The following is a 23,027-nucleotide window of genomic DNA, read 5'->3' as shown; positions in this document are numbered from 1 at the left end:
GTAACGAAATAAGTCTTAATTACAAGAGCGTTTAAAGGGTAAAAAGAGAAAACTTTACCCATTGAAAAGAGCGTGGTTTTAGGCATAAGAAAAACTCACACCAAAAAATAAAACACCCCGCACACCACTAAGCCTACAAAAATTAAAGTCAAAACGCAATAGCCCATAATATCCTTAGCGCCCAAACCCGCAATGGCTAACGCAGGCAAAGCCCAAAAAGGCTGTATCATGTTCGTCCAAGCGTCTCCCCAAGCGATAGCCATAGAAACCACGCCCGGATCCACCCCCAAGCTCTGCCCAGCAGGGAGCATGATAGGAGCTTGAATCGCCCATTGCCCCCCACCAGATGGGATGAAAATATTGACAATCCCAGCGCTCAAAAAAGTCATGAGCGCGAAAGTTTTTTCATTAGCGATGTGCGTGAAGGCTAAAGAAAGCATTTGCGCTAAAGAATGCCCCCCCACGCTATGGCTTGCCATCATCCCCATAATCCCAGCGTAAAAAGGGAATTGGAGTAAAATCCCAGCCACGCTCCTAGCGGAATGATTGATCGCTTTCACATAAGCTAAAGGGGTTTTATGGAGCAAAATCCCTAAAAAAAGGAAAATCGTATTGACAATGTTTAAACTAATCCCTCCCCCTTTAAAAAAATAAATACCCAAATACCCAAAACTCAAAAAAACCAAAAGATAAGAAAGCAAAGCACTGTTTTCCAAAAAATGCGCGATCGTTTTGTCTTGTTGGTGATCAATGAGTTCAATCTCTTTGTATTCGTCTTTTAAAAGCTTTGAATCAATCTCAACGATTTCTTCTTTTTTAGGGTGGATCATTGCCATTAAAAAGGGTAACCCTATAAGAATGATCCCTATAATGATTAAATTATAGGCAGAAAAAATCGTCTGACTGATAGGAATGGCTTTTTCAATCACCCCAGCACTCATTTTGGACAGATTTTCATTTTGGGTAGCAACGCTTAAAGGGATAGAGCCGGATAACCCCCCATGCCAGATGACAAAACCCGAATAAGCGCTAGCGATAAGCAACCTGTAATCCACCCCTTTAACATTTTTGGCGATCTCTTTTGCAAAAATCGCGCTAATCACTAAGCCAAAACCCCAGTTGATCCAATTAGCGATTAACGATAAAAAAGTAACCAACCATAAAGCGGTATAATACCCCTTAGGTAAAGACGCCAAGTATTTTAAAAGTTTTTGGACTAATTTAGCGCTAGCTAGAGCCTGACCTAGCACCAAAATAAGGGCCATTTGCATAGAAAAACCTAAAAGCGTCCAAGCACCATTCCCCCAACTAGAAATGACAGACGAAGCGTCTTGCCCTGTCAAGCAATAAACAAGGACAAACACGACAAACGATAAAAGAGCGACCAAGACAAAGGAGTCCGGCAAACATTTAGACGCCAAAAACACGCACGCTGAAGTCAAATGCCTTAATAAAAACATAAACACCCCCTTTTATAAGCTATAGATGCACTTCAAATTCAGCTTCTGTCTTTTCTTTCACTTGATCAAGGCTGACCCCCTCTTGCAATTCCACTAATTTCATGGCGTTATTGGAAAACTCAAACACCGCTAAATCCGTTATCAATTGATGCACCACGCCTTTTCCCGTTAAGGGCAATGAGCATTCTTTTTTCACTTTAGACTCCCCGTATTTGTTGCAATGCTCCATGATGACAATCACTTTTTTAGCACCATGCACCAAATCCATAGCCCCTCCCATGCCCTTTATGAGTTTTTTAGGGATCATCCAATTAGCCAAATCCCCATTTTGTGAGACTTCCATCCCCCCTAAAATCGCTAAATCAATATGCCCCCCACGAATCATCGCAAACGAATCCGCGCTATTGAAAAACGAAGCGCCCGGCACCACGGTTATGGTTTCCTTTCCTGCATTGATAAGATCCGCATCAACGCCCCCCTCTAAAGGGTAAGCGCCAATCCCTAATAGCCCGTTCTCGCTTTGGAAAACGATATTCATCCCGCTCACTTCATTAGCCACCAGCGTGGGCAAGCCTATCCCTAAATTCACATACATGCCCTCTTTTAATTCCTTTGCCGCTCTTTTAATGATAGCCTCTCTCATTTCGCGCTCCTTGTGGTGGTTTTTTCTATCCGTTTTTCAAATTTCTCGCCCTTATAGATGTGCTGCACATAGATTCCTGGCAAATGTATTTCATCTGGGTCTAATTCCCCGGCCGGGACAATCTCTTCCACTTCAGCGACGCATATTTTTGACGCCATCGCACACAAGGGGTTGAAATTTCTAGCCGTTTTTCTAAACACCAAATTCCCAAGAGTGTCGCTTTTATAGGCTTTGATAAGCCCATAATCGCCCGTTATCGCTCTTTCTAAAATATACTCTTTGCCGTTAAACTCCCTTGATTCCTTGCCTTGAGCGATCAAAGTCCCAACCCCTGTTGGGGTGTAATAAGCGGGTATCCCAGCCCCTCCAGCGCGCAAGTTTTCAGCTAGCGTGCCTTGCGGTGTCAAAACGACTTCAATTTCTCCATTCAACATTTGCGATTCAAAAATCTTATTCTCCCCCACATACGAAGCGATAATCTTTTTGATCTGCTTTTTTTCTAAAAGAATGCCCAACCCAAAGTCATCAACGCCGCAATTATTGCTCACGACAATCAAATCCTTGATGCCTTTCTTATAAATGTAATCAATGGCGTATTCGGGTATCCCGCACAGCCCAAAACCGCCCACTAAAATAGTATCTCCGTCTTTTAATGCGCTCAACGCTTTGTCTAAATCGGTTATAACCTTATTCATCTCATTCTCCTTATTTTTGTTCAACTACCACTGATAGCCCTTGACCGCCACCCACGCACAACGACGCACAACCCACGCCATGCCCGCTTCTTTTCATTTCATGCAATAAAGTCACTAAAATTCTAGCGCCGCTCGCGCCAATAGGGTGGCCAATCGCTATCGCGCCTCCATTCACATTCACGATATTGGGGTTTAATTCAAGCTCTTTTAACACGGCTAGACTTTGCGCGGCGAAAGCTTCATTGAGTTCAAAAAGATTGATGTCGTTGAGATTCATTTTGACATTTTTAAGGTTGTTTTTAATAGCGATGCTAGGGCATATACCCATTATATCCGGACTGCAACCACCCAAACCAAACCCCTTGATAGTGGCCATGGCTTTTAACCCCAATGTTTGCGCTTTTTTAGCGTTGCATAAAATGATAATACTCGCGCCATCATTGATCCCTGATGAATTTCCTGCCGTTACCGATCCGTCTTTTTTGAAAGCGGGTTTGAGCTTTGCAAGGGATTCTAGCGTCGTGTCTCTAGGGTATTCGTCTTCTTTAAAAACCACCACGCCTTTTTTATTCGCTATTTCAATAGGCGTGATTTCTTCTTGGAATTTCTTTGCATTAATGGCGGCTCTTGCTTTGAGTTGCGACTGGAGCGCGAAATTATCTTGATCTTCTCGGCTTATGTGGTATGCTTGAGCGACATTATCAGCGGTGATCCCCATGTGGTAATCATTGAACGCATCCCATAGCCCATCATGTATCATGGAATCTATCATGTTCGCATTCCCCATTCTTTTCCCATCTCGCATGTCAAACGACAGATAGGGCGCTGCGCTCATGTTTTCCACGCCACCGCACACCACCACCTCATCGCGCCAAAGCACGATGCTGTCATGCGCTAACTGGATAGCTTTCATAGACGATCCGCAAACCATATTGACGCTGAAAGCGTTTCTGTCATTAGGGATACCGGCGTCCAGTTGGATCTGCCTGGCGATATTTTGACCCAAACCAGCGCCTAAAACATTGCCTAAAATGACAGAATCCACATCGCTAGGCTTAAGGCCGCTCGCATTCAAAGCGTCTTTAAGCACGCAAACACCCATTTCTCTAGCACCAACGCTCTTTAGAGAGCCTAAAAAACTCCCTACAGCACTACGTTTTGCTGCCACTATAACCACTTCATTCATGTCTTTGCCTTTAAGTTGATTTACTCATCATAGTATCACTTTTAGGTGATTGACACCCTAACAGGTTTGATTTTGTTTTAGGTTTTGTTTTGGATTGAGGGCGATCCGTTTATTTTTTTCTCAAAAATATTATTCTTATCGTTCAATGATTATTGCACAATACAGCTTCAAGTGGGGATCCAAAATCAAGCAGATACGCGCTTTAGGCTCATGTTTCTCTAACGCTTTAAAAAAATTTTCTTTCTAAGCAGTCTTTACCTAGTTTCAGGGTTTTAATAGGGTTTTAAATAAACTCCCTAATCTCTTTCTCTAAAGCGTTAGTAAAAACGCTTGAATAGGATTTTTCCTTAGGGAATTTGGCTAAAAAATCATTCAATAGCCCAAGGTATTGCTCTTTATTTAAAGCCCCTTTTAACACTTCGTATTTTAAAAAAAGCCAGTAAGTGTTAAGCACATCGCTTTGGCAATAGCTATCAATAATCTCCTTTTTCTCCTTTTGGCTTCTCTTAGGGTCGTAATAAATCGCATGCACTAAATCCCCGCTCACATCAAATTTACCAGGAATATTCGTCATAGAGCAAATGCCATTCAAATTCAACCCCCTAACGGATCCATAATGGCTCAAGCTATCCATTAGATCCAAATGAAACTGCTCGCTATAACGCGTGCGGTAATTCTCCCATTTGTTTTCTTGGCTGTAAAAAGCGTCTAAGGTTAAATTGTATTTAAGGGCTTTGAGCGTGAGTAGGGGCATATCAAAACCTCTGCCATTGAAGCTTATTAAGCGCGGTTGCTTTTCGTTAAAGTATCTAAAAAAGTCTTCTAAAAGCTCTTTTTCGCTTGTAAAGCTCTCTTTATTCTCGTGTTTTTGACCAAAATTCCCCACTTTGACAAACTGCCCGTAATCATCGCCAATGACCGCTGCAATAGAGATAATTTCATGCAAATAAAGAGGCAAAAACTCGCTCCCGCTTTTTTCTTTTTGCTTTTCAAAACTCCGTTCACAGATTTTTAGCGCATCATTTTCTTCTAATTGGAAATGCTCTTTACACAAGCTAACGCTAGGAATGGTTTCTATATCAAACACGCACAACATCACACGCCCCTTTCGCATTTTAACATTCTTGTCTCGCTTTTATTATATAACAATTAGTCTTATAGCGCTATAGTGCTGACTTTTAATCTAAAAACGATATAACTAAAAATTAAAAAACTTTAATGTGGAGCATTCAAACCCAATGAAAGAAATCACTATCGCCCTTGTGGGCCAGCCTAATGTGGGGAAATCATCCCTCATCAACGCTTTGAGTAACGCCCATTTGAAAGTGGGGAATTTTGCCGGGGTTACCGTGGATAAGATGGAAGTGGGCTTGATCCATAAAGAGCATCAAATCACTATCATTGATTTACCAGGCACTTACGCGCTCAATGACTTCACCACTGAAGAAAAGGTTACTAAAGATTTTTTAGAAAAAGGGCAATACGATCTCATTCTCAATGTGGTGGATTCCACCAATTTAGAGCGTAATTTAGCCTTAAGCGCGCAGTTATTAGACACGAATAAAAAAATGCTTCTTGCGCTCAACATGTGGGATGAGGCGCAAAAAGAGGGCATTAAAATCAATACAGAAAAGCTTTCTCAAGAATTAGGGGTTGTGTGCGTGCCAACAAGCGCAAGATCCAAAGAAGATCGCTTGAATACAGAGCTTTTGTTAGACGAAATTGTCAGGCTTTATTCTCAAAACACTGCAAACAATGAAAGCATCAAAGTCCCATCTCAAAGCTTCAAAGAGTCTTTAAAATACAGCCAGAGCGCTCAAAAAATCGCTCAATTAGTGATCAGTGAAAACCAACAAAACGCGAGTTTTGAACACACTTATAAGATTGATAAGATTTTAATGCACCCGCGTTACGGGATTTTCATTTTTTTAGGGTTTATGTTTATCATTTTTTCCTTGAGCTTTTTAATAGGGGGGGGAGTGCAAAAAGCGCTTGAAACAGGGTTCAAGTTTTTGAGCGATAGTATTAAAGAAAATGTGGCTAATGAAGATTTAGCGTCTTTGGTGGGCGATGGCATTATTGGGGGAGTGGGAGCGACGGTTTCATTCTTGCCTTTAATTGTGGTGTTGTATTTTGGGATTTCTTTACTAGAGACGACAGGTTATATGAGTAGGGTGGCGTTTTTACTAGATGGGATCTTGCATAAGTTTGGCTTGCATGGGAAGAGCTTTATCCCTTTAATCACCGGTTTTGGCTGCTCAGTTCCCGCTTACATGGCGACAAGAACCTTACAAAACTATAACGAACGACTGATCACGCTTTTTGTGATCGGCTTTATGAGTTGCTCGGCAAGGTTGCCTATTTATGTGCTGTTTGTAGGCTCGTTTTTCCCTTCTTCTAGCGCGGGGTTTGTGCTGTTTTGCATTTATATTTTGGGGGCGGTTGTGGCGTTAGTGATGGCCAAATTACTCAAATTAAGCGTGTTTAAAGGACAGAGTGAATCTTTTATTATGGAAATGCCCAAATACCGCTTGCCAAGTTCTAGAATGATTTACTTTAGTATCTATACCAAATCGCTTTCTTACCTTAAAAAAGCCGGGACTTATATTTTAGTGGGAGCGATTTTAATCTGGTTTATGTCCCAATACCCTAAAAATGATGCGGCTATGAAGACTTATAAACAAGAAAGCTTGTTAGTGAATAAAGATACCATTCTTTCAAGCGAAGCCAAAGAAGAAAAATTAAAAGAATTAAAAACCGAATTGGATAAAAAGAATTTAAAAAATAGCATTGTAGGGAGAGGTGGGGCGTATTTAGAAAAAGTCTTTAGCCCTATGGATTTTGATTGGCGTTTGAGCGTGTCGCTTGTAACTGGGTTTATGGCTAAAGAGGTGGTGGTTTCTACTTTGGGGGTGTTGTTTTCTTTAGGGGATCAAAATGAAAAATCTGACGCTTTTAGAGGGATTTTAAGAAAAGAAGTCAGCGTGCCTAGTGGGATCGCTTTTATTGTGTTTGTGATGTTTTATATCCCTTGTTTTGCAGCGACCATTACTTTTGGTAGGGAAGCTGGAGGGATAAAGTTTGTAGCGTATTTATTCATCTTCACAACCGTTGTAGCGTATGCGTTTTCCTTGATAGCTTTTTATGCGACTCAAATTTTGGTTTAAAAAGGCTAGCCATAAAGGGTTTAAAAACCCTTTATTTGTTTAAAATTCCCCCCATTAGAAATATTAAAAAATTTTTATTTTTCTTTATATCCCAATCCTTTCTATAAACATTCGCATTAATCGGCATTTTTGATAAAAAAGTCATTAATATTATCTAAATAATAATTTTTTAAAAATTTAAGCTAAAACTAATAATAGTTATTATAAATTTCACCTTGTTGTAAAAATGAACATTTTTCATAAAAGGTGGTAAATGAAAAGAATTTTAGTCTCTTTGGCTGTTTTGAGTCATAGTGCGCATGCTGTAAAAACCCACAATTTGGAAAGGGTAGAAGCTTCAGGGGTGGCTAACGATAAAGAAGCGCCTTTAAGCTGGAGGAGCAAGGAAGTTAGAAATTATATGGGTTCTCGCACGGTGATTTCTAACAAGCAACTCACTAAAAGCGCCAATCAGAGCATTGAAGAAGCTTTGCAAAATGTGCCGGGCGTGCATATTAGAAACTCTACAGGTATTGGAGCTGTGCCTAGCATTTCCATTAGGGGGTTTGGTGCAGGAGGCCCAGGACACTCTAATACGGGAATGATTCTAGTCAATGGGATTCCTATTTATGTCGCGCCCTATGTTGAAATTGGCACGGTTATTTTTCCTGTAACCTTTCAATCTGTGGATAGAATCAGTGTAACTAAAGGTGGGGAGAGCGTGCGTTATGGCCCTAACGCTTTTGGCGGTGTGATCAACATTATCACCAAAGGCATTCCTACCAAGTGGGAAAGTCAGGTGAGCGAGAGGACCACTTTTTGGGGCAAGTCTGAAAATGGGGGCTTTTTCAATCAAAATTCTAAAAACATTGATAAAAGCTTAGTTAATAACATGCTTTTTAACACCTATTTAAGAACGGGGGGTATGATGAATAAGCATTTTGGAATCCAAGCTCAAGTCAATTGGCTCAAAGGGCAAGGGTTTAGATACAACAGCCCTACCAACATTCAAAACTACTTGCTAGATTCGTTGTATCAAATCAATGATAGCAATAAGATCACTGCTTTTTTTCAATATTACAGCTATTTTTTAACAGACCCTGGGTCTTTAGGTATAGCCGCTTACAATCAAAATCGTTTTCAAAATAACCGCCCTAACAATGATAAAAGCGGGAGAGCGAAGCGATGGGGAGCTGTGTATCAAAACTTTTTTGGGGACACGGATAGAGTCGGTGGGGATTTCACTTTCAGTTACTATGGGCATGACATGTCAAGGGATTTTAAATTTGATTCTAACTATTTAAATGTCAATACCAATCCTAAATTAGGCCCTGTTTATACCAATCAAAATTATCTAGGATTTTTTATTTTTGATCATTTAAGGCGTTATGTGATGAACGCTTTTGAGCCTAATTTGAACTTAGTTGTCAATACCAATAAAGTTAAGCAAACTTTTAATGTGGGCATGCGTTTTATGACGATGGACATGTTCATTAGATCCGATCAAAGCACATGCGAAAAAACAGATATTATCAATGGGGTGTGCCACATGTCTCCTTATGTCCTTTCTAAAACGCCTAACAATAATCAAGAAATGTTTAATAACTATACAGCGGTATGGTTGAGCGATAAAATAGAGCTTTTTGATTCTAAATTGGTGATAACTCCAGGGATTAGATACACCTTTTTGAACTACAACAACAAAGAGCCAGAAAAGCATGATTTTTCCGTATGGACCAGTAAAAAACAGCGTCAAAACGAATGGAGTCCTGCCCTTAATATTGGCTATAAACCTATGGAAAATTGGATATGGTATGCGAACTACCGCCGCAGTTTTATCCCCCCACAACACACAATGGTAGGCATTACTAGGACTAATTACAACCAAATTTTTAATGAAATTGAAGTGGGGCAACGCTATAGTTATAAAAATCTATTGAGCTTTAATACCAATTATTTTGTGATTTTTGCCAAGCGTTACTATGCGGGAGGCTATAGCCCACAGCCTGTGGATGCCAGAAGTCAAGGGGTGGAATTAGAATTGTATTACGCGCCGATTAGGGGTTTGCAATTCCATGTGGCTTACACTTATATTGATGCGCGCATCACTTCTAACGCTGATGATATTGCTTATTATTTTACAGGCATTGTCAATAAACCCTTTGACATTAAAGGGAAGCGCTTGCCCTATGTGAGTCCTAACCAATTCATATTTGACATGATGTATACTTACAAGCACACGACTTTTGGAATCAGCAGTTATTTTTATAGCCGCGCTTATAGTTCCATGCTCAATCAAGCCAAAGATCAAACCGTGTGCCTGCCCTTAAACCCAGAATACACAGGGGGGTTAGAGTATGGTTGTAATTCAGTGGGGTTATTGCCCTTGTATTTTGTGTTGAATGTCCAAGTAAGCTCAGTTTTATGGCAAAGCGGTAGGCATAAAATCACCGGGAGTTTGCAAATCAATAACCTTTTTAACATGAAGTATTATTTTAGGGGGATTGGCACAAGCCCTACAGGGAGAGAGCCCGCGCCAGGACGCTCCATTACAGCGTATTTGAATTATGAGTTTTAAATTAATTTCAAGCTATCCTTTTATAGCTTGAATGTTTTTAATATCAAACCATTTTGAAACTCGCTACTAAATTTTCGGTCAATAAATTAAACCCATCCACCAGAATAAACACTAAAATTTTAAAAGGCAGAGAAATCATTACAGGCGGGAGCATCATCATACCCATCGCCATTAAAATAGAGCTGATAACCATATCAATTACCAAAAAAGGCAAGTAGAGTAAAAAGCCAATTTGAAACGCTGTTTTCAACTCGCTTATCATAAACGCCGGGATTAAAACGCTCAAGCTCACATCATCAGGGGTTTTAGGGTTAGGCAAATTCCTAATCCTAAAAAAAAGCGCTAGATCCTTTTCTCGTGTGTTTTTAAGCATGAATTCCTTAAAAGGCAGAGCGCTTTTTTCAAACGCTTCGGTGTAAGAAATCTTTTTATCCATATAAGGTTTAATTCCTGTATCATAAGCCTTTTTCAAACTAGGTTCCATGATGAAAAAAGTCAATATCAAAGAGAGCGAGACTAAAATTTGAGTGGGGGGGGTTTGTTGCGTGCCTAAAGCGGTCCTTAAAAAAGAAAACACCACGATCAAACGGGTGAAACTCGTCATCACTAAAATCAACGATGGGGCTAAAACTAAAAGCGTGAGCAGGGCGATGACATTAAGGGTGGTTACAAGCTGTTTGGGATCATTAGGAGCGTTTAAAGAGAGATTAACGCTAGGCAGTGCGCTATCCGCACTCATTAAAGGGCATATTAAAGGGCAAACGAGAATGAAAAAAATGAAAAAACGCACAATTCTAGCCTTAAATCTTTGATGAAACAAAGTCAAATTATAAGATAAGGCATGTTAAAATTCCCTAAAATAAGTTTAAGGATTTCAATGCTTTCTGTAATCATACTAGCCGCTGGTAAAGGCACTCGCATGCATTCTAGTCTGCCTAAAACTTTGCACACCCTTTGCGGGGAGCCTATGCTGTTTTACATTTTAGAAGCGGCTTTTTCAATCAGTAATGATGTGCATCTTGTCTTACACCACCAGCAAGAACGCATTAAAGAAGCGGTGTTGGAGCGTTTTAAGGGTGTGATTTTTCACACTCAAATCGTGGAAAAATATTCAGGGACAGGTGGGGCTATCATGCAAGAAAATAAAACGCCTATCCTCACTCAACATGAGCGGGTTTTGATTTTGAATGCGGACATGCCCTTAATCACTAAAGACGCTCTCACTCCCTTATTAGAAAGCCAGAATAACGCCATAGGCTTACTGCATTTAGCTGACCCTAAAGGTTATGGGCGCGTTGTTTTAGAAAACCATCAGGTTAAAAAGATTGTAGAAGAAAAGGACGCTAATGATGAAGAAAAAACCATTAAAAGCGTGAATGCTGGCGTGTATTTTTTTGAAAGAAAGTTTTTAGAAAAATACTTGCCCAAGCTCCATGACCAAAATGCCCAAAAAGAATACTACCTCACGGATTTGATCGCTCTAGGGATCAATGAAAATGAAAAAATTGACGCTATTTTTTTAGAAGAAGAGTGTTTTTTAGGGGTGAATAGCCAAACAGAAAGGGCGAAGGCTGAAGAAATCATGCTAGAAAGACTGCGAAAAAACGCCATGGACTTAGGAGTAGTGATGCAATTACCTAGTAGTATTTATTTAGAAAAAGGCGTGAGTTTTAAGGGGGAGTGTGTTTTAGAGCAAGGGGTGCGTTTGAGTGGGAATTGCTTGATAGAAAACGCACGCATTAAGGCTTATAGCGTGATAGAAGAGAGTCAAATTATTAATAGCAGTGTGGGGCCGTTTGCCCATGCGCGCCCTAAAAGCGTGATCTGTGATAGCCATGTGGGGAATTTTGTAGAGACGAAAAACGCCAAACTTCAAGGCGCTAAAGCAGGGCATTTGAGCTATTTAGGGGATTGTGAGATAGGGAAAAACACAAATGTAGGGGCTGGCGTGATCACTTGCAATTACGATGGCAAAAAGAAACACCAAACGATCATCGGTGAAAATGTTTTTATAGGGAGCGATAGCCAGCTAGTCGCCCCCATAACTATCGGCTCTAATGTCTTAATCGGCAGCGGCACCACCATCACTAAAGACATTCCTAGCGGTTCGTTAAGCCTTTCACGCGCCCCTCAAACTAACATTGAAAACGGGTATTTTAAGTTTTTTAAGAAGCCTTAATTTGTTTGAATAATGAAAAATCCTAAAATATTATAATCATTTACTTTAATCCTGTAATTTGTGAATAAACAAAACGCTTATTGAGGTTTTTGTGATATTTTGCTAATCTGTAACAATGATTTTAAATAGGGTTATGGTATAAATATTCTTATCAAGGTGTGCCAAACATGCCTTGAATCTCAATTTATGAAAGGATTTGTTATGAGTGGATTAAGAACATTTAGTTGTGTAGTGGTTTTATGCGGTGCAATGGCTAATGTGGCTATAGCTAGTCCTAAAATAGAGGCAAGGGGTGAATTAGGCAAATTTATAGGGGGTGGTGTTGGGGGTTTTGTTGGTGATAAAATGGGCGGATTTGTTGGTAGTGCAATAGGAGGATATATTGGGTCTGAAGTAGGCGATAGGGTAGAAGATTATATCCGTGGCGTTGATAGAGAACCGCAAACTAAAGAACCGCAAACCCCAAGAGAACCTATCCGTGATTTTTATGATTACGGCTATAGTTTTGGGCATGCTTGGTGATCTTAAATGAGCCAAGGTGATGGGGGGGAAGGAAATAGCATGGATACTACAAAAGAGAATTTGAATGGCTCAAAAGAGCGTTTGAATCATACTGAATACAGTGTGGCAACGGTTTTGGTTATTATAATTTGTTACTCCATAGTTTTTAGAACAGCTCTTTATCGCTCAGATGTTGGTGATCCGATTTTCAACCCTAAAGATAGTTACTATGTGTGGCTAACGACTCTAATAGCGGCTTTGTTGTCTAACCTCTTGTTCAACCCGAAAGGCAGGTCGGTAGGTTATTTCATTATTGAAACTTGGCAAGGATTCCCCAAGTTTTTTAAAGCCATTTTTAAGGCTAGGTTTTTTGGCGCGTTTTATGACGCTGTGTTAGGAGCAAGACTAAGGGATTTCTATATGGTGCTTTTAACGATACCTTTTGGTATCGCTATGCATGAAATTTCGGCGTATTGTGGGCATCCTAGCAACTTTCTTGTAGAGGGTTTGGTCATTTTGGGGTTTCAAGGTTTTCTTAAGCTTTGCGCTAAATTAGGGTGGTGATTTAACTCAAACAGCATTAAATGGGAGGGGGGAATAAAAACATTAAAGAAACTTTAAAACCCATGCTCATTAGTAGAACAAATCCAACTTGAACTTTTCTCTTTCTTAACTCTTAAGTTTTTTATTGATACAATGCCAAATTTAAAAGAAAATGATTTGATTTAAAGGAAAAATTTTGATTACGGTGGTTAAACGAAACGGGCGCATTGAGCCTTTGGACATTACCAAAATCCAAAAATACACTAAGGACGCTACGGACAATTTAGAGGGCGTGAGCCAAAGTGAGCTGGAAGTGGATGCGAGATTGCAATTTAGAGACAAGATCACTACTGAAGAAATCCAACAAACTTTGATTAAAACCGCTGTGGATAAGATAGATATTGACACGCCTAATTGGAGCTTTGTCGCCTCAAGGCTTTTTTTGTATGATTTATACCATAAAGTGAGTGGTTTTACAGGGTATAGGCATTTGAAAGAGTATTTTGAAAACGCTGAAGAAAAGGGCCGCATCCTTAAGGGCTTTAAGGAAAAATTTGATCTAGAGTTTTTAAATAGCCAGATCAAACCTGAAAGGGATTTCCAATTCAATTATTTGGGGATTAAAACCTTGTATGATCGCTATTTGTTAAAAGACGCTAACAATCACCCTATTGAATTGCCCCAACACATGTTTATGAGCATTGCGATGTTTTTAGCGCAAAACGAACAAGAACCTAACAAAATCGCTTTAGAATTTTATGAAGTTTTAAGCAAGTTTGAAGCGATGTGCGCGACCCCCACTCTAGCGAACGCGCGCACCACCAAACACCAGCTCAGCTCATGCTATATTGGCAGCACGCCGGATAATATTGAGGGGATTTTTGACAGCTATAAGGAAATGGCGCTATTGTCCAAATACGGCGGAGGGATTGGCTGGGATTTTTCTTTGGTGCGCTCTATTGGGAGCTATATTGATGGGCATAAAAATGCGAGCGCTGGCACGATCCCGTTTTTAAAAATCGCTAATGATGTGGCGATTGCGGTTGATCAATTAGGCACACGAAAGGGCGCGATTGCGGTGTATTTGGAAATCTGGCACATTGATGTGATGGAGTTCATTGATTTAAGGAAAAATAGCGGCGATGAAAGGCGAAGAGCGCATGATTTGTTCCCGGCTCTTTGGGTGTGTGATCTGTTTATGAAAAGGGTTTTAGAAGATGCGATGTGGACTTTGTTTGACCCTTATGAGTGTAAGGATTTGACTGAGCTTTATGGGCAGGATTTTGAAAAACGCTATTTAGAGTATGAAAAAGATCCTAAAATCATTAAAGAATACATTAACGCTAAAGATTTATGGAAAAAAATCTTAATGAATTATTTTGAAGCCGGCTTGCCTTTCTTGGCCTTTAAAGATAACGCCAATCGGTGCAATCCAAACGCTCATGCAGGAATCATTCGATCGTCTAATTTATGCACGGAGATTTTTCAAAATACCGCGCCTAACCACTACTACATGCAAATAGAATACACCGATGGCACCATAGAATTTTTTGAAGAAAAAGAGTTGGTAACGACAGATAGTAATATCACTAAATGCGCTAACAAGCTCACTAGCACAGATATTCTTAAAGGCAAAAAAATCTATATCGCTACTAAGGTCGCTAAAGACGGGCAAACGGCGGTATGTAATCTAGCGAGCATCAATTTAAGCAAGATCAACACTGAAGAAGACATTAAAAGGGTTGTGCCGATCATGGTCAGGCTTTTGGATAATGTGATTGATTTGAATTTCTACCCTAACCGCAAAGTCAAAGCCACCAATTTACAAAATAGAGCCATAGGGTTAGGGGTTATGGGTGAAGCGCAAATGCTCGCAGAACACAAAATCGCCTGGGGGTCTAAAGAGCATTTAGAAAAAATTGACGCTTTAATGGAGCAAATCAGCTACCATGCGATTGACACGAGCGCGAATTTAGCGAAAGAAAAAGGGGTTTATAAGGATTTTGAAAATTCAGAATGGAGTAAGGGGATTTTCCCTATTGATAAAGCCAATAATGAAGCCTTAAAGCTCACCGAAAAAGGGCTTTTCAACCACGCTTGCGATTGGCAAGGTTTGAGGGAAAAAGTCAAAGCCAACGGCATGCGTAATGGCTATTTAATGGCGATCGCTCCCACAAGCTCCATTTCTATTTTAGTAGGCACAACCCAAACGATTGAACCCATTTATAAGAAAAAATGGTTTGAAGAAAATTTGAGCGGGCTAATTCCTGTGGTAGTGCCTAATTTGAGCGTAGAAACCTGGAATTTTTACACATCAGCCTATGATATTGACGCTAAAGATTTGATTAAAGCAGCGGCCGTGCGCCAAAAATGGATCGATCAAGGCCAAAGCCTTAATGTGTTTTTACGCATAGAAAACGCTAGCGGTAAAACCTTGCATGAAATCTACACGCTCGCTTGGAAATTAGGACTCAAATCCACTTATTATTTGCGCAGCGAAAGCCCTAGCATAGATGAAAAAAGCGTGTTGGATCGCTCGGTGGAGTGTTTTAATTGCCAATAATATAAGCTTAAATAAGCTAATCTTTGCTAACATAAGATTTAAAATTATTTAAGGAAGTTGAATGCTTTTTGCTATGATTGGTTCAGGGGGGTTTATCGCTCCCAAGCACTTGCAAGCGATTAGAGATACGGGGCATTTTTTGGATTGCTCTTTTGATGTTCATGATAGCGTGGGGGTTTTAGATGAGTATTTCCCGCAATCAGAGTTTTTTACCAATATTGAAGATTTTGAAAAGCATTTAGAGCAGTCTAAGGCTATGGGTAAAGAAATCAATTATTTGAGCGTTTGCACGCCCACGCACACGCATTTTGATCATATTCGTTTCGGGTTAAGAAACGGCATGCATGTGATTTGTGAAAAACCCTTAGTTTTAGACCCTGGCGAAATACAAGAATTGAAAGATTTAGAGGTGAAACACCAAAAAAGGGTGTTCAGTCTTTTGCCCTTGTGCTTGCATTGCGACACGCTGGCTTTGAAAGAAAAAATTAAGAGCGAATTAGACAAAAACCCTGAAAAGGTGTTTGACATCACGCTCACTTATATCAGCGTTCAAGGGAAATGGTATTTTTCTTCATGGCGAGCGGATGTGAATAGGAGTGGGGGGTTAGCCACTCAAATGGGAGTGAATATTTTTGACACTTTATTGTATTTGTTTGGAGGCGTTAAAGACAAGGTTATCAACAGAGAAGAGCCTGATTGCGTGTGCGGGATACTTTTTTTAGAGCATGCCAAAATAAGATGGTTTTTTTCCATCAATCCAGAACACATGGGGGTGGCTAAAGAAAAGGTTTATCATAAAATGATCCTAGAGGGCGAAGAAGTCAATCTCACGCAGAGCTTTGATAACCTGTATATAGAAAGCTACAAACAGATTTTAGCTCAAGGGGGGTTTGGCTTGGATGACGCTATGGCGTCTGTCAAACTGGCTTATGAATTAAGAAACCTTTCAGTCAGCGAACCCAATGAAGATTCGCATGTTTTGTGTTGCAAAAACAAAACAGACCAGTAAAGGCATCACTTTTAAAAGCGTTGTTTAGGAGGGTTTGGTTATTGGTGTTTGATTAGAATAGGGTTGTTTTTAATTTTCTTTTAAGAGGGGGTTTTTACTTTTTTAAGGGTTTTTATGGATATTTATGCGTTATACATAGCGATAGGGCTTTTTACTGGCATTCTATCAGGGATTTTTGGCATTGGTGGGGGGTTGATCATTGTCCCTATCATGCTCGCAACCGGGCATTCTTTTGAAGAATCCATTGGGATTTCCATTTTGCAAATGGCGCTTTCATCGTTTGTGGGATCTGTTTTGAATTTCAAAAAAAAATCGCTTGATTTTTCTTTAGGCTTGTTGATAGGGGCAGGGGGGCTGATAGGGGCGAGTTTTAGCGGATTTGTTTTAAAAATCGTTTCCAGTAAAATTTTAATGGTTATTTTCGCGCTTTTAGTCGTGTATTCTATGATCCAATTTGTTTTGAAACCCAAAAAAAAAGATTTTATAGCGGATACTAGACGCTATCATTTGCAAGGTTTAAAATTATTTTTAATTGGCGCGTTCACAGGGTTTTTTGCCATCACTTTGGGGATTGGTGGGGGGATGCTCATGGTGCCTTTGATGCATTATTTTTTAGGGTATGATTCTAAAAAATGCGTGGCGTTGGGGTTATTTTTTATTCTGTTTTCTTCCATTTCAGGAGCTTTTTCTTTAATGTATCACCACATCATCAATAAAGAAGTGCTTTTAGCAGGGGCGATTGTGGGCTTAGGCTCAGTTATGGGCGTGAGCATTGGGATTAAATGGATCATGGGGCTTTTGAATGAAAAAATGCATAAAGCTTTGATTTTAGGGGTGTATGGTTTGTCGTTATTGATTATTTTATACAAACTCTTTTTTTAATTGATGGTTTTATACCACTACTATTTTAAGACCCCTAAGAGTTTCCCTTTAGAGTATTTGCATTTGTGCGCTAATGAGAGCCATTTATTGAGATTGGATTTTGATGCGACCAATTTTTCTCATAACACCCCTATGAATACCCCATTAAAACTCAGCGTTCAAGCCTTAGAGCGTTATTTCTTGGGGCAACTTTTTGAATTTGATGCGCCTTTGGATTTGATAGGGACTTTTTTTCAAAAACAAGTTTGGTCTGCGTTAATGACTATCCCTTATGGCAAGACAAAAAGTTACGATGAAATCGCAAAGCTTATTAATAACCCTAAATCTTGCAGAGCTATTGGCAACGCTAATTGCAATAACCCTATTTCTTTGATCGTGCCTTGTCATAGAGTGGTGCGTAAAAATGGCGCTTTAGGGGGGTATAATGGGGGCATAGAAGTCAAAAAGTGGCTGTTAGAATTTGAAAGCAAAATTTTAAATGAGCGAGCTAAAAATTTTTTAATTTCTTAAAAAATGGGGTTTTAGTTGTTTTATTGTAAAAATCATTTTTTAAGGGGTAGGGGGTGTTTTTTAATTTTCTTCCCAAATGCTCGCCGCTTCTTTTAAACGCTCTTTGTCAAAATGCGTGTAAATCCTGCTCGTGTTCAAGCTCGCATGCCCCAAAGCTTCTTGAACTAAAATCAAATCATGGCGTTTTTGATAAAGCAAGGTCGCAAAAGAATGCCTTAACATGTGCGCCCCATTTTTCTCTCGCCTGAGTCCTGCAAAATTGATGATGCGCTCCACTTGCTTATACAAATACGCTTGCGTTAAAGCACTGCCTTTTTGGTTGCAAAACAATAAATCGTTTTTAACAGGATATAATTCCCTTTCTATGAGCCATTCTTTTAAAAGGCTCTCAATGTGGAAAGCTTTGAGCATCACCGCTCTGTATTTATCGCCCTTGCCTTTAATCAAAATCGTATAACAGCCATTTTCTAAAGTAAAATCCTTTATTTTAAGCTGCAAAGCTTCATTAGAACGCATGCCTGTAAAGACGATGATTTTAATGAGCAGGCGGTTTCGTGCGCGCACTTTAGAGGACATTTCTATTTTATCAATGCTCTCTAAAAATTTTTCTAATTCTTCATTGTTTAAATGAGTAGGGAGCTTGTTGCCCGCGTTTTGATTGGTTCCGCTGATGTTTTTGAGCGTGATATTATAGATATAAGATTTTTCATTTTCATCTTGATTTTGCTTGTCTATATAGCTAAAAAGCCCTAGCAGGGCGATCCGGTAATTTTTCTTAGTGGCTAAACTCAAACCTCCGGTATAAACGCTCAAAAATTCAGCCAACATGACTTCGTCTATATTTTTGAGCGAATTAAAAGCAAGCCTTTCGGTTATCAGTCTGGCTTTGCTAAAATATTCATGAAATTTGAGTAGGGGCAGCGCGTAGGTATTGATACCTAGTAATCCAACATTACGGGCTTTTTTACAAACTTTTTCCAATTGGCTTGAGCTGATGAACGCTTGATTGAATTCGTTCAAGCATTCAAAAACCTTGTTTTGGTCTTTCACTTGGGAATTAGACAGGCTTGTGCATTTGTAACGCAAAAAGCGCCCAATCCATAGCAAAAGATTTTCTATAGGGTTTTTTAATTCTTCTAGGGGGTGTTTCATTTAGGGTTTAGTCACCTATCAAGTGCAAATCAATGATATAGGAACCTTGATTAAGATGACATATTAAAGAATTTTCGCTACAAACACTATGAATTTCGCTACAAAAACAAACACGATGGGACGATAGCGTATTTTTAATAAGCCGATCAATATTCTCTAGATCCAACGCTTCTCTAGGCACTTCAATAATTAACTGACTTGACTCTTTTAATAAAGGATTATCCACATCAAAGATAAAATGGAATGTGTTATCAAGCAAATTATACTTAATGTCATTTATTAAGATATGATCGAACGCTTTTCCCTTTTTTTGATTAATAACATGGGTAATATCAATATCTTGCTGTATAAACAATCGTTCCTTTAAATTCTTTAAATCTTCAGGAGTGATAAAACAATACCTAGCATTAATATCAAATACATTATCAATAATCTTTTCACCAACTATCTTACCACTTTTCAAATCCTCAGCAATTTTATTGACTTTGCGGTTTTGTTCAGAGCTTACTCTATGATTACAAAAAGAAGGATCTAGTTTAATTTCTTCATTCACTTGCTCTTGTATTTTGGCTATCCTTTTCTCTTGTGGAATTTTAGAATAACCATGCCAGCAATAGCAATCAAAGGTATCTCTTACTTTTCTGTTAAATGCTGCATATGGAGAAATTGATGAATTCTTATTGCTTGTAAAATTAAATGAAATTTTTTCATTGGGGCTTTTTGAATTTTTAAAGTTTGTAAGAAATTGTGGTAGTTCATTGGGGGCTTGTGGTATATTCTCTAAAAATTCAAGCAATACCCCTTTAAAATCAGAATTATTGCCAATCAATTCAATTTTATGTGTGTTTGCGTTTTCGCAATAGAAAATACCCGTTGGCTCAAACCCTAAGTTTGCTTTCAATCCTAACAAGTATTGCTTTAAATTGAATGGTCTGTCGTTCTTGTTTGGCTTGCATTGGAATACAAAACAGCTTTTTAGATTATCTAAAATTAAATAGTCCTCAGTTATAATTGGGAAGTAAGAAAAATCACTATTCTTATCACTACAAAAACATGATTCTAACTTTTTGGTTTTATCATCAATATCAATAGGGTCGTCAGAGTTGCTAGCGATGAATATAATCCCAAAAGGCAATCCGTTGTTATTAATTCTCTTATGGAAATAAGATTCAATTTGCTTATTCATTAAATTTGTAAGAAATTGCGGTAAATCATGCGGTAAATCATTATGATTGAAAACATCTTTATTGGAAGTATCTTTGACTATATCTAACACTTCTCCAAAATCATTTCCATTGCTCACCAATTCTATTTCTATATTATAAGTGCCCTCTTTATTGCGGACAAAGTTTTCACAATACCAAATATTTCTACTATTATTGAAATTTTTGGATAACACTAGCAAGTAGTTTTTTAAATTGAATATTGCATCTGATTCGTCTGTAAATACCACAAATGCGGTAATTTCAGTAATGCTACTATATAATTCATAAAACTTTATAGAATTACACTTTTTCTTGCACTCTAAAATTGATCTTAATTGTTTGTTTTTATCATCAACAGAAATAGCTCTAAGAAAATCAACGATAAAGATAACTCCAAATCTTATTGCCATAATTATTCCTTAAAATCTCTTTTAGTTATGAAAACTGCACTTTTCAAACTTTTAAATCAAACCATTATACCACGCTATGCCACTAACCACAATATCAAATTCCAAACAAGATTAAAAGTCCCCCCTTTTTTAAATACCAATTTTTTTATCCCTTTGATTTGACAAAGCGAGCGATGCGTTCAATCCCCTTTTCAATCTGTTCTTCTGAACATGCAAAAGACAAACGAACATAGCCTTCCAATCCAAAAGCCTTTCCAGGCACTAACGCCACGCCTTCTTTTTCTAACAGCTCATGGCAAAATCGCATCGAATCCCCCCCACAAAGGCTACCAATATTAATAAACAGATAAAACGCCCCATCAGGTTTTAAAGCGTTCAGCCCTTCAATCGCATTGATTTTTGCGTGGGCTAAATTACAGCGCTTCTCAAAAGCCTGACGCATCGTTTCAATTTCTTTATCCACCAACCCCTCAAGCGCCACAATAGAAGCCATTTGCGTGATAGAATTGATATTGGAAGTGCATTGGCCTTGTAAGTTATTCATCAATTTGACTAATTTTTTATCCTTGCTCGCCGCATAGCCCATACGCCAGCCTGTCATCGCCACTGACTTGCTCAAGCCATTAATGGTAATGGTGCGTTTTTTCATCTCTTCACTCACCGCCGCACAAGAAACAAACTCCCCATTATAGACAAGCTTTTCATAAATTTCATCGCTAAGCACCCAAACTTTGGTGTCTTTTAAAACTTCGCTTAAAGCCTCTAATTCCGCCTTGCTATAAAGCATGCCGGTAGGGTTTGATGGGGTGGTGAGAATGAGCATTTTTGTTTTGGGGCTTAAGGCGTCTTTAAGCTGCTTGGGAGTGATTTTAAAGTGGCTTTTTTCATCGGTTTGAATGAATTGACTCACCCCTCCGCTGTATTTCACAAGCTCAGGGTAAGTTACCCAAAAAGGCACAGGGATAACCACCTCATCGCCCTCCCCTATTAAGGCTTGAATCGCATTGAACAGGCTTTGCTTAGCGCCATTACTCACCAGAATTTCACTCGGTTCATAATCCAAGTTGTTTTCTTTTTTCAATTTAAAAGCGATCGCTTTTAACAATTCAGGGATACCAGCCACTGGAGTGTATTTTGTAAAGCCGTCATTTAGGGCTTTTATAGCCGCCTCTTTGATCGCTTGCGGGGTGTCAAAATCAGGCTCGCCCGCTGAAAAACTTAAAATATCTTTTCCTTGCGATTTCAATTCTTTAGCGAGCGTGCTGATAGCGATCGTTGCGGATTCTGAAAGGGATTGGATTTTAGAAGAATAGAGCATGCTTAATCCTTATTAAATTTTTGGATTATCATAACATGATCAAAAAGATTTTAATTCTAATTTTCAAAAAACTTTTAAAAATGTTTCAAAAGAAAGCGGTGGTTTATGCAAGAAAACTCTAATTGAAAATCCAATCAGAGAAAAACAAGCGTTTTAAATCAGAAATTGTAACGATACCCCACATAAAGACTGTATTGACGGCGGTAAGTGAAGCTCAAATTCCCATGGTTAAAGTAATAAACATTGATAGTGGGAATCTTCACGCCAAAGTCAAATTCTTGATGCCGGCCAATATGGGTGCGGATCCCTAAATTAAAAAGGAACTGGAAAATCGCCGGATCAAGGCTATAGGAAGTGTGCTTATAAGGGCTTTTAGTTTCCAAAAAAGCCCCTGTCGTATTACCCCAAGAGTTACCCGCAATTTGAGCCCCAAAAAAGAATCCAAAACTCGCATCTTCTTTATTGATGACATTGTATAAAGTGTCAATACCCACACCATAAGTGAACATGTCAGACAGATTGCCCATTGTCCCTACTTTGGTCGCGCATGGCTCATTGAGTTTGCACACCCCACCATTATCTGATGTCAAGGCGTTCGCTCCAAACACGGCATGCCCATAATCCATAAAGCCGTAATAACGGACACCAAACCATCTCTTCTCCCCGAAAAACTGCTTATAACCCACAGTAAGCCCTAAACCTTGCATAACGGCTAGATAGTCGGTTTTACCCACAGGAAACTTAGGGTAGTTAAATTCGCTGCTCTTTGGGGGGTTTTTAACGCTTTGTGAAGCCTGACCGACTTGATAGCTAATCCCCAAATACCAAGCGTTTTTCTCGCCTTTCACTACTTTATACTCTTTTGGCTTTTCCAATTGTTTTTGCACTTCTGTGCTACCTTCTGCTGCCACAAGACTATGACCTAACACTACCGATAAACAGAGCGTTTTAAACACTACAAACTTTTTCATACAACATTTTTCCTTCTAAAAGTCTACATTTCGTATAATAATAACATAATAATCTATAAAAAACCTAAATTCTTAA

Annotated in this window: 19 protein-coding genes and 1 pseudogene; 9 read left to right on the top strand and 11 right to left on the bottom strand. The window is 39.0% G+C overall.

Translation table 11 applies throughout. The features are described 5' to 3' along the window. Positions 1-95: 95 nt before the first annotated feature. The 5 genes from EAL04_RS05640 to EAL04_RS05620 form a co-directional block, all read right to left on the bottom strand. Positions 96-1,460, bottom strand: a complete 1,365-nt coding sequence (locus EAL04_RS05640) for a TIGR00366 family protein (protein WP_120973874.1) — start codon at positions 1,458-1,460, stop codon at positions 96-98. Positions 1,461-1,479: 19 nt separating this feature from the next. Then, a complete protein-coding gene (locus tag EAL04_RS05635) occupies positions 1,480-2,103 on the bottom strand; it encodes a 3-oxoacid CoA-transferase subunit B (RefSeq protein WP_001206235.1) in 624 nt (207 codons plus the stop codon). Continuing rightward, positions 2,100-2,798: a CoA transferase subunit A gene (locus EAL04_RS05630; RefSeq protein ID WP_097557330.1), complete on the bottom strand. Its 699-nt coding sequence runs from the start codon at positions 2,796-2,798 to the stop codon at positions 2,100-2,102. Before EAL04_RS05630 ends, EAL04_RS05635 begins: the two co-directional genes overlap by 4 nt. A 10-nt stretch (positions 2,799-2,808) precedes the next feature. Beyond that, complete coding sequence (locus EAL04_RS05625; protein ID WP_120973872.1) at positions 2,809-3,984, bottom strand: acetyl-CoA C-acetyltransferase; 1,176 nt, start codon at positions 3,982-3,984, stop codon at positions 2,809-2,811. 283 nt (positions 3,985-4,267) lie between these two features. Beyond that, complete coding sequence (locus EAL04_RS05620) at positions 4,268-5,080, bottom strand: 3'-5' exonuclease (RefSeq protein WP_120973870.1); 813 nt, start codon at positions 5,078-5,080, stop codon at positions 4,268-4,270. Positions 5,081-5,222: 142 nt separating this feature from the next. Between EAL04_RS05620 and feoB the strand changes: the two genes are divergently transcribed. Further along, a complete protein-coding gene (gene feoB, locus EAL04_RS05615) occupies positions 5,223-7,151 on the top strand; it encodes a ferrous iron transport protein B (RefSeq protein WP_120973868.1) in 1,929 nt (642 codons plus the stop codon). Between the two features lie 253 nt (positions 7,152-7,404). Then, positions 7,405-9,708, top strand: a complete 2,304-nt coding sequence (locus tag EAL04_RS05610; RefSeq protein WP_120973866.1) for a TonB-dependent receptor family protein — start codon at positions 7,405-7,407, stop codon at positions 9,706-9,708. A 43-nt stretch (positions 9,709-9,751) separates the two neighbouring features. Here the strand turns inward: EAL04_RS05610 and fliP are convergent, their stop codons facing one another. Next, the gene (fliP, locus tag EAL04_RS05605) at positions 9,752-10,498 is read right to left on the bottom strand and encodes a flagellar type III secretion system pore protein FliP (protein ID WP_120973908.1); all 747 of its coding nucleotides are present in this window, start codon (positions 10,496-10,498) and stop codon (positions 9,752-9,754) included. A gap of 35 nt (positions 10,499-10,533) precedes the next feature. Further along, positions 10,534-10,629: pseudogene (locus EAL04_RS08250) on the bottom strand (flagellar biosynthesis protein flip); the annotation flags it as partial. Between EAL04_RS08250 and glmU the strand changes: the two are divergent. The 7 genes from glmU (at position 10,586) to EAL04_RS05565 (ending at position 17,895) form a co-directional block, all read left to right on the top strand. Beyond that, complete coding sequence (gene glmU, locus EAL04_RS05595; protein ID WP_120973862.1) at positions 10,586-11,887, top strand: bifunctional UDP-N-acetylglucosamine diphosphorylase/glucosamine-1-phosphate N-acetyltransferase GlmU; 1,302 nt, start codon at positions 10,586-10,588, stop codon at positions 11,885-11,887. The pseudogene EAL04_RS08250 and the gene glmU overlap by 44 nt on opposite strands. Positions 11,888-12,088: 201 nt before the next feature. Further along, positions 12,089-12,409 carry a pantothenate kinase gene (locus EAL04_RS05590; RefSeq protein WP_162982502.1) on the top strand — a complete coding sequence of 107 codons (321 nt, stop codon included), beginning with the start codon at positions 12,089-12,091 and terminating at the stop codon, positions 12,407-12,409. 39 nt (positions 12,410-12,448) lie between these two features. Further along, positions 12,449-12,952 carry a hypothetical protein gene (locus EAL04_RS05585; protein WP_120973858.1) on the top strand — a complete coding sequence of 168 codons (504 nt, stop codon included), beginning with the start codon at positions 12,449-12,451 and terminating at the stop codon, positions 12,950-12,952. A 175-nt stretch (positions 12,953-13,127) separates the two neighbouring features. Continuing rightward, complete coding sequence (locus tag EAL04_RS05580) at positions 13,128-15,494, top strand: ribonucleoside-diphosphate reductase subunit alpha (RefSeq protein WP_120973855.1); 2,367 nt, start codon at positions 13,128-13,130, stop codon at positions 15,492-15,494. A gap of 61 nt (positions 15,495-15,555) precedes the next feature. Continuing rightward, positions 15,556-16,503 carry a Gfo/Idh/MocA family protein gene (locus EAL04_RS05575; protein ID WP_120973853.1) on the top strand — a complete coding sequence of 316 codons (948 nt, stop codon included), beginning with the start codon at positions 15,556-15,558 and terminating at the stop codon, positions 16,501-16,503. 114 nt (positions 16,504-16,617) lie between these two features. Further along, positions 16,618-17,385, top strand: a complete 768-nt coding sequence (locus EAL04_RS05570; protein ID WP_120973851.1) for a sulfite exporter TauE/SafE family protein — start codon at positions 16,618-16,620, stop codon at positions 17,383-17,385. Between the two features lie 3 nt (positions 17,386-17,388). Further along, on the top strand, positions 17,389-17,895 hold the full coding sequence (locus tag EAL04_RS05565; RefSeq protein ID WP_120973906.1) for a methylated-DNA--[protein]-cysteine S-methyltransferase: 507 nt from the start codon (positions 17,389-17,391) through the stop codon (positions 17,893-17,895). Positions 17,896-17,955: 60 nt separating this feature from the next. Here the strand turns inward: EAL04_RS05565 and xerH are convergent, their stop codons facing one another. The 4 genes from xerH to EAL04_RS05540 form a co-directional block, all read right to left on the bottom strand. Beyond that, on the bottom strand, positions 17,956-19,047 hold the full coding sequence (gene xerH / locus EAL04_RS05560) for a tyrosine recombinase XerH (RefSeq protein WP_120973848.1): 1,092 nt from the start codon (positions 19,045-19,047) through the stop codon (positions 17,956-17,958). A 7-nt stretch (positions 19,048-19,054) separates the two neighbouring features. Continuing rightward, complete coding sequence (locus tag EAL04_RS07930) at positions 19,055-20,662, bottom strand: hypothetical protein (protein WP_162982501.1); 1,608 nt, start codon at positions 20,660-20,662, stop codon at positions 19,055-19,057. A 145-nt stretch (positions 20,663-20,807) separates the two neighbouring features. Then, positions 20,808-21,980, bottom strand: coding sequence for a pyridoxal phosphate-dependent aminotransferase (locus EAL04_RS05545; protein WP_120973846.1), 1,173 nt, complete (start codon positions 21,978-21,980; stop codon positions 20,808-20,810). A 158-nt stretch (positions 21,981-22,138) separates the two neighbouring features. Continuing rightward, positions 22,139-22,951, bottom strand: coding sequence for an outer membrane protein (locus EAL04_RS05540; RefSeq protein WP_108348130.1), 813 nt, complete (start codon positions 22,949-22,951; stop codon positions 22,139-22,141). Positions 22,952-23,027 lie beyond the last annotated feature (76 nt).

Origin of the sequence: Helicobacter pylori (assembly GCF_003638305.1) — a bacterium.
Lineage (GTDB): Bacteria > Campylobacterota > Campylobacteria > Campylobacterales > Helicobacteraceae > Helicobacter > Helicobacter pylori_DJ.
Note: the sequence above shows the minus strand (reverse complement) of the source record. Positions and strands in the feature narration are given on the sequence as shown.

Bases quoted from the DNA above. Each gene is read 5' to 3' on its own strand.
- EAL04_RS05540 (WP_108348130.1), bottom strand. From the start codon at position 22,951: ATGAAAAAGTTTGTAGTGTTTAAAACGCTCTGTTTATCGGTAGTGTTA.
- EAL04_RS05610 (WP_120973866.1), top strand. From the start codon at position 7,405: ATGAAAAGAATTTTAGTCTCTTTGGCTGTTTTGAGTCATAGTGCGCAT.
- EAL04_RS05585 (WP_120973858.1), top strand. From the start codon at position 12,449: ATGGATACTACAAAAGAGAATTTGAATGGCTCAAAAGAGCGTTTGAAT.
- EAL04_RS05590 (WP_162982502.1), top strand. From the start codon at position 12,089: ATGAGTGGATTAAGAACATTTAGTTGTGTAGTGGTTTTATGCGGTGCA.
- EAL04_RS05575 (WP_120973853.1), top strand. From the start codon at position 15,556: ATGCTTTTTGCTATGATTGGTTCAGGGGGGTTTATCGCTCCCAAGCAC.
- EAL04_RS05620 (WP_120973870.1), bottom strand. From the start codon at position 5,080: ATGTTGTGCGTGTTTGATATAGAAACCATTCCTAGCGTTAGCTTGTGT.
- EAL04_RS05545 (WP_120973846.1), bottom strand. From the start codon at position 21,980: ATGCTCTATTCTTCTAAAATCCAATCCCTTTCAGAATCCGCAACGATC.
- feoB (WP_120973868.1), top strand. From the start codon at position 5,223: ATGAAAGAAATCACTATCGCCCTTGTGGGCCAGCCTAATGTGGGGAAA.
- EAL04_RS05570 (WP_120973851.1), top strand. From the start codon at position 16,618: ATGGATATTTATGCGTTATACATAGCGATAGGGCTTTTTACTGGCATT.
- EAL04_RS05625 (WP_120973872.1), bottom strand. From the start codon at position 3,984: ATGAATGAAGTGGTTATAGTGGCAGCAAAACGTAGTGCTGTAGGGAGT.
- xerH (WP_120973848.1), bottom strand. From the start codon at position 19,047: ATGAAACACCCCCTAGAAGAATTAAAAAACCCTATAGAAAATCTTTTG.
- EAL04_RS05635 (WP_001206235.1), bottom strand. From the start codon at position 2,103: ATGAGAGAGGCTATCATTAAAAGAGCGGCAAAGGAATTAAAAGAGGGC.
- glmU (WP_120973862.1), top strand. From the start codon at position 10,586: ATGCTTTCTGTAATCATACTAGCCGCTGGTAAAGGCACTCGCATGCAT.
- EAL04_RS05565 (WP_120973906.1), top strand. From the start codon at position 17,389: ATGGTTTTATACCACTACTATTTTAAGACCCCTAAGAGTTTCCCTTTA.
- EAL04_RS07930 (WP_162982501.1), bottom strand. From the start codon at position 20,662: ATGGCAATAAGATTTGGAGTTATCTTTATCGTTGATTTTCTTAGAGCT.
- EAL04_RS05640 (WP_120973874.1), bottom strand. From the start codon at position 1,460: ATGTTTTTATTAAGGCATTTGACTTCAGCGTGCGTGTTTTTGGCGTCT.
- EAL04_RS05630 (WP_097557330.1), bottom strand. From the start codon at position 2,798: ATGAATAAGGTTATAACCGATTTAGACAAAGCGTTGAGCGCATTAAAA.